Source organism: Comamonas sp. (genome assembly GCF_036643215.1).
GTDB lineage: Bacteria > Pseudomonadota > Gammaproteobacteria > Burkholderiales > Burkholderiaceae_C > Comamonas.
The window spans coordinates 119,486-134,849 of sequence record NZ_JAVXSJ010000005.1 but is presented as its reverse complement, the minus strand read 5'-3'; the positions used below and the strand labels follow the sequence as shown (position 1 = coordinate 134,849).

Genomic DNA, 15,364 nt, shown 5'->3' with positions numbered 1-15,364 from the left:
ATAGCTGCGTTCCTGCTCCGGTTCATCGTCTGGGCCTGGCGGGTGCCGGCGCTGAGGATCCAGTGGTTACGCCCTTGAGTCGCAAGGCATAGCCGTCTTCGTAGCGCAAATCAGCGGATGCAAGATCCGCAGCCGAGCGCTGGTATTGAGAGGTGATCTGAGGCAGTGTGCGCACCAGGCGCTGCACGCGCAGCAGCACGTCTTCCGTCGTGCCGCCGCCCAGTTCAATCTGAGCATCGTTGTCCAGCACAGCATCCCAGCTGCCACGTGCATTCAGCGTCAGGCTGTCCAGCCCTACATGCAGTGGCTTCAGGGCTGGAGCCAGCGAGTGGTACATCTGCAGCACGCGCGGGGCCGAGCCTTCAGGCCCTTGCAAGCGAGGCAGGCCTTCACGGTCCAGTTCACCCAGGTTGGCTTCAAACACTTCACCGGCCTTGTTGACCAGACCGGTGCTGGTCTCCGGGCCCCAGAAAGCCTCGGCCACATGCTCTTTCAGAGACACGCGCAGGCCGTTCGGGTATTCACGGCGCACCTGCGCTTCCTGAACCCAGGGCACTTGCTCGAAGGCATGCTGAGCCGCCTTCAGGTCCACGGTAAAGAAGTTGCCTTTGAGCACGGGCGCCACATTGGCGCGCAGCGTCACGGCGTTGTTGTGCACCAGCTCACCTTCCACCACGATGCGGCCAATATTGAAGGCCGGAGTTCGCATCAACCACCACCCCACGGTCATCACGCACGCGGCCAAGCAACCCATGAACATGACCGTGGCGGTGATGTTCATGAGCTTGACGTCGAACGGGACGACAGATGTGGGCTGGCTGCGGTTCATGGCTTCTCCGCGTCTCCATCCAGTGCGCTCATGGCCAGAATGCCCAAGCACAGGTTTTCATAACTCACGCCGGAGGCACGCGCAGCCATGGGGACGAGAGAATGCCCTGTCATGCCCGGCGATGTATTGATCTCCAGCAAGAAAGGCTTGCGATCGCTGCCGCGAATCATGATGTCGGCACGTGCCCAGCCACGGCAGCCCAGCGTGCGGAAGGCTTTTTCCACAATGCGCTGGATCTCTGCCTCTTCATCTGTCGGCAGACCGCTGGGGCAGTGGTACTGCGTGGTGTCGGTGAAGTACTTGTTCTGATAGTCGTAGTTGCCTTCGGGCGCCACGATGCGAATCACGGGCAGCGCGCCAGCCTTGGCACCCGTGCCAAGCACGGGACAAGTGGTTTCATCACCCGTGATGAACTCCTCGCACAGCACTTCTGCGTCGTACTGTGCGGCCAGCGCATAGGCCTTGGCACATTCGTCAGCATTCATCACCTTGGTCAGGCCGATGCTGGAGCCATCACGTGCGGGCTTGACGATCATGGGCGCACCCAGAGCTTCAAACGCAGCGCGGGTTTCTTCAGCAGATGCCACCATGCGCCAGTCCGGTGTGGGCAGGCCTTCAAAGCGCCAGATGCGCTTGGTCATGACCTTGTCCATGGCAATGCTCGAGGCCATCACGCCCGAGCCGGTGTAAGGAATGCCCAGCAACTCCAGCGCGCCCTGCACCGTGCCGTCTTCACCAAAGCGGCCATGCAGCGCGATAAAGCAGCGGTCGAAGCCTTGCACCTTGAGCTGGTCCAGCGTCTGCTCTGCCGGATCAAACTTGTGGGCATCCACTCCCTTGGACTGCAGCGCTGCCAGCACACCAGCGCCCGACATCAGCGAGACTTCACGCTCGGACGAGCGACCGCCCATCAGCACGGCAACCTTGCCCAGTGCTTTCACATCAATGTTTGTGCCAAATGTGCTCATTGCGCGCTCCCAGCGGGCGCAGCCAGCTCTTGTTTTTGAAGCATTTCAACCAGTTTCCCAGGCACGGCACCAATAGACCCTGCACCCATGCACAGCAATACATCGCCGCCTTGCGCATTGGCCGCAATGGCCGCCGGCATATCGGCAATGTCTTCCACAAAAATAGGCTCGACCTTGCCAGCCACGCGCAGTGCGCGGGCCAGTGAGCGACCATCAGCCGCCACGATCGGCGCTTCGCCAGCGGCATAGACCTCGGCCAGCAACACGGAATCAGCGTTGCCGATGACCTTCACAAAGTCCTCAAAGCAGTCGCGCGTGCGGCTGTAGCGGTGGGGCTGGAAGGCCAGCACCAGGCGTTGACCGGGGAAAGCGCCACGTGCAGCAGCCAGCGTGGCCGCCATTTCAACCGGGTGGTGACCGTAGTCGTCAATGACGGTGAACACGCCACCATTGCTGGCAGGCAAATCGCCGTAGCGCTGAAAGCGACGGCCCACGCCCTTGAAGCCTTCGAGCGCACGCAACAGTGCTTCGTCGGAAATTTCCAGCTCCATGGCCACGACCACGGCAGACAGCGCGTTGAGCACGTTGTGCTCGCCGGGCAGGCTCAGCACCACATCCAGATCGGGGTAGGTTTGCTCGCCCAGGCAGCGCTTGACCGTAAAGCACATGCGACCGGCTTCGGCTCGCACATTGATGGCGCGCACCTGAGCGTCTTCGGCAAAGCCGTAAGTCGTCACCGGGCGGGCCAGCTTGGGCAAAATTTCTCGCACCGCAGGGCTATCCAGACACAGGATGGCGCGGCCATAGAAGGGCATGCGGTGCAGAAAATCAACAAACGCCTGCTTCAGACGGCCAAAGTCATGACCGTAGGTTTCCATATGGTCGGCGTCAATATTGGTGACGACCGCCATCACGGGCAGCAGGTTCAGGAAGGATGCATCGGACTCATCAGCCTCGACCACGATGTAGTCGCCATGGCCCAGCTTGGCATTGGCGCCAGCGCTATTGAGCTTGCCGCCGATCACAAACGTGGGGTCCAGACCGGCTTCAGCCAGCACGCTGGTCACCAGGCTGGTGGTCGTGGTCTTGCCGTGCGCGCCTGCAATGGCAATACCTTGCTTGAAGCGCATGAGCTCAGCGAGCATCAGCGCGCGGGGCACGACGGGGATTTTTTTCTCGCGGGCGGCCACGACTTCGGGGTTGTCACCCTGCACGGCGGTCGATGTGACCACCGCATCAGCGCCCGAAATATTCTCGGCCGCATGACCCACAAAGGTCTTGATGCCAAGACCCGACAGGCGGCGCAGCGTGGCGCTATCAGCCAGGTCGGAGCCCGAAATAACGTAACCAAGGTTATGCAGAACCTCTGCAATACCGCTCATGCCGGAGCCACCAATACCGACAAAGTGAATGTGTTGAATGGCGTGTTTCATGCGGCCAGTTCCTCACAAGCGGCGACCACTTTTTCAGTGGCATCAATCTTTTGCATTTTCTTCGCGAGTTCAGCGCGCTCCAACAGCGTAGCGCGCTGCATATTTTGTAGCATTTCAGCCAACCCGTGGGGGCTCAGAGTACTTTGTGGCATCAACCATCCAGCGCCGGCATCGACCAGAAAACGGGCATTGCTTGTCTGGTGGTCATCCACCGCTGCCGGGAAGGGCACATAAACCGCGGCGGCGCCCACGGCGGCAATCTCGGTCACGGTGCTGGCACCGGCGCGGCAGACGATGACATCCGCCTCAGCAAAGGCTTTGGCCGTGTCATCAATAAAGGGAGTCAGCTCAGCCTGCACACCAGCCGCCTGATAGTTGGCACGCAGTGCATCGATCTGCGCAGCACCGCTCTGGTGCGTGACCTGAGGGCGCTGGTCGGCAGGAATCAGGGCCAGCGCCTTGGGTACGATCTCGTTCAGCGCCTTCGCACCCAGACTGCCACCTACGATCAGCAGCTTGAGCGTGCCAGTGCGGCCTGCAAAGCGCTGGGCGGGTGCACCCTGCTCCAGAAACGGCTGACGCAGCGGGTTGCCCACCCACTCGCCCTTGGCCAACACCTTGGGGAAAGCAGTGAACACGCGCTTGGCAACCTTGGCCACCACCTTGTTGGCCATGCCGGCTACAGAGTTCTGCTCATGCAGCACCACAGGCACACCAGACATAGCGGCCATCAGGCCACCGGGCACGGTGAGGTAGCCCCCCAGACCGATGACCACATCGGGCTGCACGCGCTGGATCACGCCACGCGCCTGAGAGAAAGCCTTGAGCAGCTTGAACGGCAGCTGCAGCAGGGTCTTGATGCCCTTGCCGCGCACGCCGCCAAACTCGATCAGCTCCAGTGCAAAGCCTTGCGGCGGCACGATGCGCGACTCCATGGAGCCGGGCGCGCCCAGCCAGTGCACGTTCCAGCCGCGCGCACGCAACTCTTGCGCCACAGCCAGACCGGGGAAGATATGACCACCCGTGCCACCCGCCATGACCAGCGCAGTGCGTTGCTTGTTTTTAGAGAGCGGGAGACTCATGCGTGGCCTCCCTTCATCAGCAGCTTGTTTTCGTAATCAACTCTGAGCACAACAGCTATCGCAATCAAATTCATCAAAATGGCCGAACCGCCAAAACTCATTAACGGAAGAGTCAGGCCTTTGGTTGGCAGCGCGCCAAGATTTACACCCATGTTGATAAAGGCCTGAAAGCCCATCCAGATCGCTACGCCCTCAGCCACCAGCCCGGCAAACACACGGTCAAGGGCAATGGCCTGGCGGCCGATCAGCATGATGCGGCGGGTCAGCCAGAAGAAGACGGCGGCAATCACCAGCAGGCCAATCAGGCCGAACTCTTCACCAATCACGGCCAGTAAGAAGTCGGTATGCGCTTCGGGCAGCCAGTGCAGCTTTTCCACGCTGCGGCCCAGACCGACACCAAAGATTTCACCGCGGCCAATGGCAATCAGCGCGTGCGAGAGCTGGTAGCCTTTGCCCAGCGCGTGCTTCTCATCCCATGGATCGAGGTAGGCAAAAATACGTTCGCGACGCCATTCCGAGGTCGCAATAATCATGGCGAACGCAGCGACTACCAGCAGCGCGATGATGAAGAACATGCGTGCATTCACGCCGCCCAGAAACAAAATGCCCATGGAGATCACGACGATCACCATGAAAGCGCCCATGTCAGGCTCGGCCAGCAACAGCACGCCAACCACAACCACGGCCAGTCCCATGGGCAGCACGGCGCGGAAGAAGCGCTCTTTGACTTCCATCTTGCGCACCATGTAGTCGGCTGCATAGATCAAGATGGAGAACTTGGCCAGCTCGGACGGCTGGAAGTTCATGATGCCCAGCGACAGCCAGCGCCGCGCGCCGTTGACCACCGTGCCCACATGCGGAATCAGCACCGCAACCAGCAACAGAATGGAAACAACAAACAGCTTGCGCGCCACCTTCTCCCAGACATTCATGGGCACCTGGAAGGCCAGCAGAGCGCCCACGAATGCCATGCCGATAGACATGGTGTGGCGCAGCAGGAAGTGATAGGGCTGAATCTTGCCGAATCGCGGGTTATCCGGCATCGCAATTGATGCCGAATAGACCATGACCAGACTCCAGGACAGCAAGGCGATGACGACCCAGATCAATGCCTGATCAAGCCCCAGCACGCTGGCCGGCGTGCGAGTGGGTCGGTCATACAACGGCCCGCCCACGCGCACGGGAAGTACGTCAATGGGTTTGTCCTCAGCGCTGCGAAACCACGAGCGCATACGGCCGGAGAGGCTGGTCAGGAAGGCGGCAGTCATGCACCGTCCTCCAGTTGCTGGCCGGTGTCCAGTGCCAGCTCACGTACCGCTTCCACAAACTGGTGGGCGCGGTCCGCGTAGTCTTTGAACATGTCCATGCTTGCGCAGGCGGGCGAGAGCAGCACGGCATCGTTGGCGTGGGCCAGACGGGCAGCATGCTGCACTGCATCCTGCATGGTGGTCGCATCCACCAGCGTCACGCCGCAGTCGGCCAGGGCTTCACGAATGAGAGGCGCATCCTGACCAATCAGCACCGCAGCGCGCACATAGCGCGAAACCGGTGCAGCCAGCGGTGCAAAATCCTGCCCCTTGCCCAGACCACCCAGAATCACCACGATGCGGTGATCAGGGCCCAGACCCATGAGAGCAGCCACAGTGGCACCCACGTTCGTGCCCTTGCTGTCGTCAAAGTATTCGACATCGCTCACGCGGCCAATGGGCTGCACACGGTGCGGCTCACCACGATATTCACGCAGGCCGTAGAGCAGCGGAGCCAGATTGCAGCCCGCACCCGTTGCCAGCGCCAGTGCCGACAAGGCATTGATGGCGTTGTGACGGCCACGAATGCGCAGTGCATCGGCAGGCATCAGGCGGGTAATGTGCAGGTCGTCGGCGTGCTTGCCCTTGCTGGTTTCATCGGCCTCATGGGCGCGCACCAGCCAGGTCATGCCGTTGACCGTTTCCAGGCCAAAGTCGCCGGGGCGGCGCGGCATGTCACCGCCAAAAGTGACATAGGCACGCTGAAAGGTCTTGCCGCGCTTGCCGGGAACGGGCACTGCGGCGGGCAGCATGGCCATGACCACAGGGTCTTCGCGATTCAGCACCATCAGGCCCTGCTCGCCAAAGACATGAGCCTTGGCTGCCGCATAGGCTGGCATGCCACCATGCCAGTCCAGATGGTCTTGCGTGATATTGAGCACCGTGGCCGCCGTGGGTGCAAAGCCCTTGTCTCCCACGTTCAAGTCGTCGAGCTGGAAGCTGGACAGCTCCAGCACCCAGGCTTGGGGCAGGGTCTCGGCGTCAATGCGCTGGGACAGCGTATCAAGCAGAGTCGGGCCGATATTGCCGGCCACACCCACAGATAAACCGGCGTTTTCCAGCAGTTGGCCGGTCAGCGATGTGACCGTTGTCTTGCCATTGGTGCCAGTAATGCCCAGCACCTTGGGCGCGTATCCATGGGCTTCGCGCAGACCCTTGAGGGCGAAGGCGAACAGATCCAGCTCACCACCAGTGGGCAGGCCAATACTGCGCGCAGCGTTAAAAACGGAGGCGACACTTGCAGGGCTCAAGCCCGGCGAACGGTAAACGGAACTCAGGCTCTGGCCATCGACCAGAGCGGCAGTGAATTCACCGGCGACAAAGCGCACGCCGGGCAACTCAGCCTGCAGGGCAGGCAAGAAGGGCGGCGTCTCGCGCGTATCAGCCACGGTGACATCGGCACCGGCGCGCGCGCACCAGCGCGCCATGGCGATGCCCGAAATTCCCAAACCCAGAATCAGTACACGCTGGCCCTGCAGATGCTGGGCTGCGCCTTGAGGCCACAGCGCAGGCACGGGCGGCAAATCGACCACTTCAGCTTCAGCCACTTCGGGCTCCTCTTGGGCCTGCGTGACTTCGCCGTCTGCTGCATCGGAGATGCTGGGGTCGGCAAAAATTTGAGCCACAAAAGCCGCAGCATCTCTGGCGGCCGTCAAGGTGGAGATATCAGGAATCGGCTCGGCATCTACAGCCGAGCGCAGACCTTCAGCGACGGCTGGAGCCACCTGCACTGCTTCAACTTCAGTAGCAGCCACCGCCTCAAATTCATTCATTTCAGCAGCAATTGCCTCTGAAGTCGCTTGCAGATGAGCGTCAGGTGCTTGCATTTGCATAGCATCATCCGACTCCTGCATCAGAGCCTGATCGCCGTGCTTGAGGTCTTCGTCCTGCATGGCGATTACCTCAGCTTCAGGGTCGACAGACCCAGCAGGCACAGCAGCATGGTGATGATCCAGAAGCGGGTCACAACCTGCGTTTCCTTCCAGCCGCTCTTTTCAAAGTGGTGGTGCAAAGGAGCCATCTTCAAGAGGCGGCGGCCTTCGCCATAGCGCTTCTTGGTGTATTTGAAGTACATCACCTGCAGCATCACGGACACGGCTTCGGCCACAAAAATGCCGCCCATGATGGCCAGCACGATTTCCTGGCGCACGATCACGGCGATGGTGCCTAAAGCGGCGCCCAGTGCCAGAGCACCCACGTCACCCATGAAAACCTGAGCGGGGTGAGCATTGAACCAGAGGAAGGCCAGACCGGCCCCGGCCATGGCGCCGCAGAACACCATCAGCTCGCCCGTGCCGGGAATGCTGGGGAACAGCAGGTACTTGGCATAAGTGGCGTTACCCGTCACATAGGCAAAAATGCCCAGCGCCGTGCCCACCATGATGACCGGCATGATGGCCAGACCATCAAGGCCGTCAGTCAGATTGACCGCATTGCTGGCACCCACGATGACCAGATAGGTCATGACGATAAAGCCCAGCACACCCAGCGGGTAGCTGACTTCCTTGAAGAACGGCACCATGAGACCCGCCTTGGGCGGCAAGTCCATAGAGAAGCCGGACTGTACCCAGGAGATGAACAAGCCGAAGACTTCGGCATTGTTGTTCTCGGAAATACAGAACACCAGATACAGCGCAGCCAACAGACCGATGACGGACTGCCAGAAATACTTTTCACCCGAGCGCATGCCCTCGGGGTCCTTGTTCACGACCTTGCGCCAGTCGTCCACCCAACCAATTGCGCCAAAGCCCAGTGTGACCAGCAGCACAATCCAGACAAAGCGGTTGGACAGGTCAAACCACAGCAGGGTAGAGACAGCGATAGAGAACAAAATCAGCACGCCGCCCATAGTGGGAGTGCCGCTTTTGACCAGATGCGTCTCCATGCCGTAGCCACGCACGGGCTGACCGATCTTGAGTGCGGTCAGCATGCGAATCGCCTTGGGGCCGATGATCAAACCAATCAGCAAGGCCGTGACGGCGGCCAGCACTGCGCGCAGCGTCAGGTACTGGAAGACGCGCAGAAAACCGAACTCGGGCGAGATGCCCTGCAACCATTGAGCGAGCATCAGCAGCATGCAGTTTTCTCCCCGCAGTTGCCCTGCTCCTTGTCTGCACAGGCTTGCACAGCCTGCACCACTTGCTCCATCTTCATGAACCGTGAACCTTTGACCAACACACTGCCCAGACTGGGCAAGACCTCGCATGCCGCCTGTTGCAAGGCAGTCATGCTCTCAAAATGCTGAGCGCCGCTGCCAAAGGCAGTAGCTGCAAACGCGCTTTGTGCGCCCAGCGTGTACAAATATTCAATGCCAGCCTGCTTGGCCAGCGCACCCGCTTCGGTGTGGAATTGCGGGCCGTTGTCACCCACCTCGCCCATGTCACCCAGCGCCAGCAGGCGCGGTGCGGGCAGCTCGGCCAGCACGGCAATCGCTGCCGCCACAGAGTCGGGGTTGGCGTTATAGGTGTCATCCACCACGGTCACGCTCTGGCCATTGATCTGCACCGCCAGCGCACGCGAGCGACCCGTCACCGGCTCAAAGCCTGAGAGACCCTGCGCAATAGCAGCCAGCGGCACGCCGGCGGCATGGGCGCAAGCGGCTGAGGCCAGCGCATTGCCCACGTTGTGACGACCTGCAATGTGCAGCTGCACTGCGGCGCTGCCTTGCGAGGTGTTCAGCAAAAAGCTCCAGGCGCCGTTTTTCCATGCCACATCCGTGGCAAAAACCTGCGCGCCATCGGCGGCTTCACCAAACATCAGGCAGGGACGGCCTGCGGCCAGTTCAGTCCACAGCGGCGTGTATTCATCGCCTGCGGGGAAGATAGCCACGCCATCTTGGGGCAGAAAGCTCAGTACCGAGCCGTTTTCACGCGCCACGGCTTCCACCGTGTGCATGAATTCCTGGTGCTCACGCTGGGCATTGTTCACCAGCGCCACCGTGGGCTGGCCAATGGCAGCCAGCTCGGCGATTTCACCGGGATGGTTCATGCCCATTTCCAGCACGGCAATGCGGTGCTCACCCGACATGCGCAGCAGATTCAGCGGCATGCCGATGGAATTGTTGAAGTTGCCACGCGTGGCCAGCGCTGCGTCCCCCGTCCCGCCCACATGCGTGCGCAGAATGGAGGCAATCATCTGTGTGACGGTGGTCTTGCCGTTGCTGCCGGTCACGGCAATCAGCGGCAGATCAAACTGTGCACGCCATGCGCGTGCCAGTGCGCCCAGCGCCAGCAAGGTGTCGGGCACTTCAATGCCGGACAGACCCGCTTGCGCCAGACCATGACTGGCCAGCGCTGCTACAGCACCCGAGCCTTTAGCCTGCGGCAGAAAATCATGGGCGTCAAAACGCTCGCCCTTCAGGGCTACGAACAAATCCCCGCTTTGCAGCGTGCGCGTATCGGTGTGCACGCGCGTCAGCACAACCTTGCCGTCGCCGATCAGGCGTGCTTGGGGGATATGCGTCTGGATCAGCTCCAGCGCTTTTGCCAGGGTCATCATGACCGTATCTTTCCTTCACGGACTGTCAGCGCTTTTTGCGCTTCGGCCATATCGGAGAACGGCTGGCGAACGCCCTTCGTCTCCTGGTAATCTTCATGTCCCTTGCCTGCAATCAGCACTACGTCGCGCGCGTCGGCCTGAGCAATGGCGTGAGCAATGGCCGCTGCACGATCGGCCTGAACATGCAATGTCTCGCCCTGCTGCATGCCGGCCAAGATCTGGTCGATGATGCTTTCAGGTACTTCGCTGCGCGGGTTATCGCTGGTGACGAACACGCAGTCGGCATTCGCCTGCGCAGCTTGTCCCATCAAGGGGCGCTTGCTGTTATCGCGGTCACCGCCACAGCCAAACACGCACCAGAGCTTGCCGCCGCGCTGCTGCGCCGCAGGCTGCAGCGCACGCAAGGCTTTTTCGAGAGCGTCGGGGGTGTGGGCGTAATCCACGGCAATCAGCGGCAGATCGGGCTTGGCAATTTGCTGCATGCGACCAGGCACGGGCTCCAGATCGGCGCAGGCGGCCACGGCCTTTTCCAGAGACAGACCCAGACTGCGCAAGGTCGCCAGCACACCCAGCAGATTGGAGACGTTGTATTGGCCAACCAGACGCGTATTCATGCGCAGGCTATGACCCGCTTCCATCACGGTGAAGTTCAGGCCTTCATCACCCAGACCAATGTCCTTGGCCTGCAGACGTGCCGGGCCTTGAATGGAGACACTCCACACATCCAGCGGCTTGGCCTGCAACTTAGCCCACAGCTTAGCGCCATGGGCATCATCAATATTGACCACTGCAGCCTGCAGACCCGGCCAGTCAAACAACTGGGCCTTGGCTTGCCAGTAGGCCTCCATGCTGCCGTGGTAGTCCAGATGGTCTTGGGTGAAGTTGGTGAACAGCGCCACGCGAATTTGGCTGCCGTCCAGGCGATGCTCGACGATGCCAATGGACGAAGCCTCAATTGCGCAGGCAGCCAAGCCTTGATCGGCATAACTGCGGAAGACGCGCTGCAGCAGCACCGGGTCGGGCGTGGTCATACCCGTCGACTCGAGTGCAGGCGGCACGCCAACACCTAAAGTGCCCACCAGCGCACAGCCAGTGCGCGCATTCAGCTTCACTTTTGATAGTGCATGAGCCAGCCACCAGGCCGTGGTGGTCTTGCCATTGGTGCCGGTCACGGCCAGCACGTCCAATTCGCGGCTGGGGTGCGCAAACCATTCGTCGGCAATCAGGCCGGTGGCTGCCTTCAAGCCCTTGAGTGCGGCAACCTTGTCGCTGCTCAGATCAAAGGCTTCAAGGCCATCGGCTTCTACCAGCACGGCGACAGCGCCCAGCTCCAGTGCCTTGGCGACATAAGCACGGCCATCGGTGGCAGCGCCCGGCCAGGCGATAAAGGCATCGCCCGCCTTGACCTTGCGGCTATCAGTCTGCAGGTCGCCCTGCACGCGGGTACGCAGCCAGGCTACGGCCTCGGCTGCGTTGTTCAGTGTTTGAATCAGAGTGCTCATAGCACAGGCTCCTCAGGCGGCGCAGCCACGATCAGAGGCTTGACTTCCTTGTCGGGCTGTACGCCCATAAAACGCAGCGTCTGCTGCACTACATCGGCAAAAACAGGGCCGGCGACGGTACCACCGTAGTAAGAACCAGCGGTGGGCTCATCCACCATCACGGCCACGATGATGCGAGGCTTGTCGATAGGGGCGATGCCAGTGAACCAGGCGCGGTACTTGCCGGCTGCATAGTTTTTACCGACCTGCTTGCGGGCCGTACCGGACTTGCCACCAATGGTGTAGCCCTCGGCCTGAGCCTTCTGGCCTGTTCCGCCAGGGCCTGCCGCCAGGCGCAGCATGTGCAGCACGGCGGCCGCATTTTCTTTAGAGATCACGCGCACGCCCACGGGCGGTTCGTTCGTTTTCAGAATCGTGGATGGAATGACGTTCCCGTCATTGGAGAACACGGTGTACGAGCGTGCCATCTGGAACAGCGAGGCCGACAAGCCATAGCCGTAAGACATGGTGGCTTGCTCAATCGGCTTCCAGGTCTTCCAGGCACGCAGGCGGCCTGAGACCGCACCGGGAAACTGGATTTGTGGCTTCTGGCCAAAGCCAAGAGCGCTGAAGTACTCCCACATCTCCTGTGGCGAGAGCTTTTGCGCGACCTTGGTCGCACCCACGTTACTGGACTTCTGGATCACGCCCTCCACCGTCAGCGCGCCATAGTTGTGCGTGTCGGTGATGGTCGATCCCGTCACCGTATAGCGGCCGGGTGCGGTATCAATAATGGTGGAAGGCTTGACTCGCTTAAGCTCCAACGCCGCCGCAACGGTAATGGGCTTCATGGTCGAGCCGGGCTCAAACGTATCGGTCAGCGCGCGGTTGCGCAACTGCTCGCCCGTCAGATTCTTACGATGTCCGGGGTCGTAGCTGGGATAGTTGGCCAGTGCCAGCAATTCGCCGGTGTGTGCATCCATCACTACCACGCTGCCAGCCTTGGCCTTGCTCACTTCAACTTGCTGCTTGAGCTTCTGGTAGGCGTAGTACTGAACCTTGCTGTCGATGGACAGCTGAATGTCTTGACCATCCTGCGGCGGCACTTCATCGCCCACGCCTTCGACCACGCGGCCCAGCCTATCCTTGATAACGCGGCGCGAGCCGGGTTTGCCGGCCAAATCCTTGTCAAAGGCCAGCTCCATGCCTTCTTGACCATGGTCTTCCACATTGGTGAAGCCAACGATGTGCGCAGCCGACTCCCCTTCGGGGTACTGGCGCTTGTATTCCTTGCGGTTGTAGATGCCCTTGATATTGAGCGCCACAATCTTCTGGCCCACATCCCAGTCCAGCTGCCGCTTGACCCAGACAAAGGACTTGTCCTCAACGTCAAGCTTCTCCATCAAAGTCTTCAGGGGCATGTCCATGAGCTTGGCCACGTCCTTGAGCTTTACCTGAACCTCGGGGTCCTTCAGGTCCAAATCTTCAGGAATAGCCCAGATGCTGGCCGCAGGGACGCTGGACGCCAGAATCAGGCCATTGCGATCCAGCAGGCGGCCACGGTTGGCCGGCAACTCCAGCGTGCGCGCAAAGCGCACTAGGCCTTGGCGCTTGAAGAAATCGTTGGCATACACCTGCACATAGGCCGCGCGCGCACCCAGGCCCACAAAGCCCAGCGCCAGCGCAGCCACAATGAACTTGCTGCGCCACAGCGGAGTCTTGGATGCCAGCAAAGGGCTGGTGGTGTAGAGAACACTGCGCGTCATTGCACCGTGGCTCCGGTTGCGGAGCCTTCCTGCACGTACTGGGTAATAGCTGGCGAAGCCTGCTTCATCTGCAGCTTGTCACGCGCCAGTGTCTCGATGCGCTGAGGCGTGGCCTGCGCACGTTTTTCCACCTGCAGTCGCAGCTGATCTGTTGCCAGACGGCGCGACTCATTCTCGGCACGATCCAGCTCGGTAAAAAGCCGACGCGACTCATACTGGGTATGCACCAGAAAAATGGCGCTCATCATCACCGCCAGCAGCAGCAGCAGGTTTATGCGCAGCACGGCAGCCCTCCCGCAGCCATGCACTGAGCGGCATGGCGGTGCATCATGCAGGCACCTCGGTGCGCTCAGCCACACGCATCACGGCAGAGCGTGAACGCGGGTTGCCGTCGACTTCAGCAGCGCTGGGCTTGATGCGGTCCAGCGCCTTCAGGCGCATGGGAGTGGGCAGTGCAAACGGAGCACGGCGGTCATAGACCTCCTTGGAGTGCTTGGCGATAAACTGCTTGACGATGCGGTCTTCCAGTGAGTGGAAGCTGATCACGGCCAGACGCCCGCCGGGTGCCAGCACGCGCAGGCTTGCTTCTAGCGCTTGTTCAAGCTCCTGAAGTTCGGCATTGATGAAAATCCGAAGAGCCTGGAAGGTCCGTGTAGCCGGATTCTGCCCAGCTTCGCGGGTCCTGACTTGGCCAGCCACGAGCTGGGCAAGCTCACCGGTGGTGCGCAATGGCCCCTGGCTTTCGCGCCTAGCAACAATCGCCTTTGCAATGGGGCCAGCAAACCGTTCTTCGCCGTAATCACGTATCACCTCCGCAATCTGCTGCACTTCCGCGTCTTCCAGCCACTCGGCCACGCTCTGGCCACGGGTGGTGTCCATGCGCATATCGAGAGGGCCATCAAAGCGGAAGCTGAAGCCCCGGTCCGGGTTGTCAATCTGGGGCGAACTCACGCCCAGATCCATCAACACCCCTTGCACGCTGCCTTCGGGCAGTTCATTGAGGTGACTGAATCCTTCGTGCCGAATCGAAAAACGCGCATCGGTGATGCGCGCCGCTTCAGCGATTGCGTCCGGATCTTTGTCGAACGCAACCAGTCGGCCATCCGGCCCTAATCGCTGCAATATGAGCCGGGAATGACCTCCCCGGCCGAACGTTGCATCCACCCATTGGCCCGCGGGCGGCTGAGCAGCACCACCTAACAGGGCGTCCACGGCCTCGTCAAGCAAGACGGTGATATGTTGCAACGGCTGATTCACAAGCTCTTCCTACAAAACAAAATCCTGGAAAGCCGCCGGCATCGGTTGCTGGCGCGCTTCCGCTTCGCGCATTTCATAAGTGGTCTTATCCCAGACCTCGAAATGCGCCCCCATGCCCAGCATCAAGACCTCTTTGGTCAGACCTGTAGCCTCACGTAACTCAGGCGAGATCAGCAGTCGGCCGGTCGCGTCCATATCCACATCCATCGCGTTGCCCAGAAAAATGCGCTTCCACCACTGAGCGGTAATCGGCAGTTGCGCGACACGTTCGCGAAACTGCAGCCACTCAGGCCGCGGAAACAGCAACAGACAACCATCGGGATGCTTGGTGAAGGTGACCTGACCTTCAGCCATCGACAAAAGGGCGTCACGATGCCGGGTCGGCACAGACAGCCGCCCCTTTCCATCGATATTCAGCGAAGACGCCCCTTGAAACACGGCTAATTACTCCGGTCATCTGGAGCCACTCGTTCCTTAAAAAGCAGGTACGAGGGCAGCTTTCACCACTTAATTGCACTTTTTTGCACTGTATCAGCAATTTCAGGGTATTCCAAACGCAAAGGAACAATTATTTGCAATGAAATCAAGCACTTAGAGTGAAAAAGAAAAGGCTCATTTTGAAAATACCTTTCCTTTACAAGCACTTAGCAAACTCAATGCATGTGGACTCTCATTCGGTGCGTCAATTGCAACCAAGCAATTCAATGTAAGGAACTGATTAACTCTGCTCCTTCTCCTACAAAT

General features: G+C 60.4%; 13 protein-coding genes. All 13 read right to left on the bottom strand.

The window, feature by feature from the left end:
* Positions 1-22 precede the first annotated feature (22 nt).
* From RSF91_RS05890 to mraZ, 13 genes are read right to left on the bottom strand one after another with little or no spacing between them, the layout of a single operon-like run.
* Positions 23-829 carry a cell division protein FtsQ/DivIB gene (locus tag RSF91_RS05890; RefSeq protein ID WP_332567539.1) on the bottom strand — a complete coding sequence of 269 codons (807 nt, stop codon included), beginning with the start codon at positions 827-829 and terminating at the stop codon, positions 23-25.
* Complete coding sequence (locus tag RSF91_RS05885) at positions 826-1,797, bottom strand: D-alanine--D-alanine ligase (protein ID WP_332567538.1); 972 nt, start codon at positions 1,795-1,797, stop codon at positions 826-828. The genes RSF91_RS05890 and RSF91_RS05885 overlap by 4 nt, the downstream gene beginning before the upstream one ends.
* A complete protein-coding gene (murC, locus tag RSF91_RS05880; RefSeq protein WP_332567537.1) occupies positions 1,794-3,230 on the bottom strand; it encodes a UDP-N-acetylmuramate--L-alanine ligase in 1,437 nt (478 codons plus the stop codon). The genes RSF91_RS05885 and murC overlap by 4 nt, the downstream gene beginning before the upstream one ends.
* Complete coding sequence (gene murG, locus RSF91_RS05875; RefSeq protein ID WP_332567536.1) at positions 3,227-4,312, bottom strand: undecaprenyldiphospho-muramoylpentapeptide beta-N-acetylglucosaminyltransferase; 1,086 nt, start codon at positions 4,310-4,312, stop codon at positions 3,227-3,229. The genes murC and murG overlap by 4 nt, the downstream gene beginning before the upstream one ends.
* Positions 4,309-5,580 (bottom strand): putative lipid II flippase FtsW, encoded by a 1,272-nt coding sequence (gene ftsW / locus RSF91_RS05870; RefSeq protein ID WP_332567535.1) that lies wholly within the window; start codon positions 5,578-5,580, stop codon positions 4,309-4,311. The genes murG and ftsW overlap by 4 nt, the downstream gene beginning before the upstream one ends.
* Positions 5,577-7,511 (bottom strand): UDP-N-acetylmuramoyl-L-alanine--D-glutamate ligase, encoded by a 1,935-nt coding sequence (murD, locus tag RSF91_RS05865; RefSeq protein ID WP_332567534.1) that lies wholly within the window; start codon positions 7,509-7,511, stop codon positions 5,577-5,579. Before murD ends, ftsW begins: the two co-directional genes overlap by 4 nt.
* 5 nt (positions 7,512-7,516) lie before the next feature.
* On the bottom strand, positions 7,517-8,695 hold the full coding sequence (gene mraY, locus RSF91_RS05860) for a phospho-N-acetylmuramoyl-pentapeptide-transferase (RefSeq protein ID WP_332567533.1): 1,179 nt from the start codon (positions 8,693-8,695) through the stop codon (positions 7,517-7,519).
* Entirely contained in the window at positions 8,686-10,116 is a 1,431-nt protein-coding gene (locus RSF91_RS05855; RefSeq protein ID WP_332567532.1) for a UDP-N-acetylmuramoyl-tripeptide--D-alanyl-D-alanine ligase, read from the bottom strand. The genes mraY and RSF91_RS05855 overlap by 10 nt, the downstream gene beginning before the upstream one ends.
* Positions 10,113-11,618 carry a UDP-N-acetylmuramoyl-L-alanyl-D-glutamate--2,6-diaminopimelate ligase gene (locus tag RSF91_RS05850; protein WP_332567531.1) on the bottom strand — a complete coding sequence of 502 codons (1,506 nt, stop codon included), beginning with the start codon at positions 11,616-11,618 and terminating at the stop codon, positions 10,113-10,115. Before RSF91_RS05850 ends, RSF91_RS05855 begins: the two co-directional genes overlap by 4 nt.
* On the bottom strand, positions 11,615-13,363 hold the full coding sequence (locus RSF91_RS05845) for a peptidoglycan D,D-transpeptidase FtsI family protein (protein WP_332567530.1): 1,749 nt from the start codon (positions 13,361-13,363) through the stop codon (positions 11,615-11,617). Before RSF91_RS05845 ends, RSF91_RS05850 begins: the two co-directional genes overlap by 4 nt.
* Positions 13,360-13,647, bottom strand: a complete 288-nt coding sequence (gene ftsL / locus RSF91_RS05840; protein ID WP_099735707.1) for a cell division protein FtsL — start codon at positions 13,645-13,647, stop codon at positions 13,360-13,362. The genes RSF91_RS05845 and ftsL overlap by 4 nt, the downstream gene beginning before the upstream one ends.
* A gap of 43 nt (positions 13,648-13,690) precedes the next feature.
* Entirely contained in the window at positions 13,691-14,620 is a 930-nt protein-coding gene (gene rsmH / locus RSF91_RS05835) for a 16S rRNA (cytosine(1402)-N(4))-methyltransferase RsmH (protein ID WP_169107407.1), read from the bottom strand.
* A 9-nt stretch (positions 14,621-14,629) separates the two neighbouring features.
* A complete protein-coding gene (gene mraZ / locus RSF91_RS05830) occupies positions 14,630-15,058 on the bottom strand; it encodes a division/cell wall cluster transcriptional repressor MraZ (RefSeq protein ID WP_332567529.1) in 429 nt (142 codons plus the stop codon).
* Positions 15,059-15,364 lie beyond the last annotated feature (306 nt).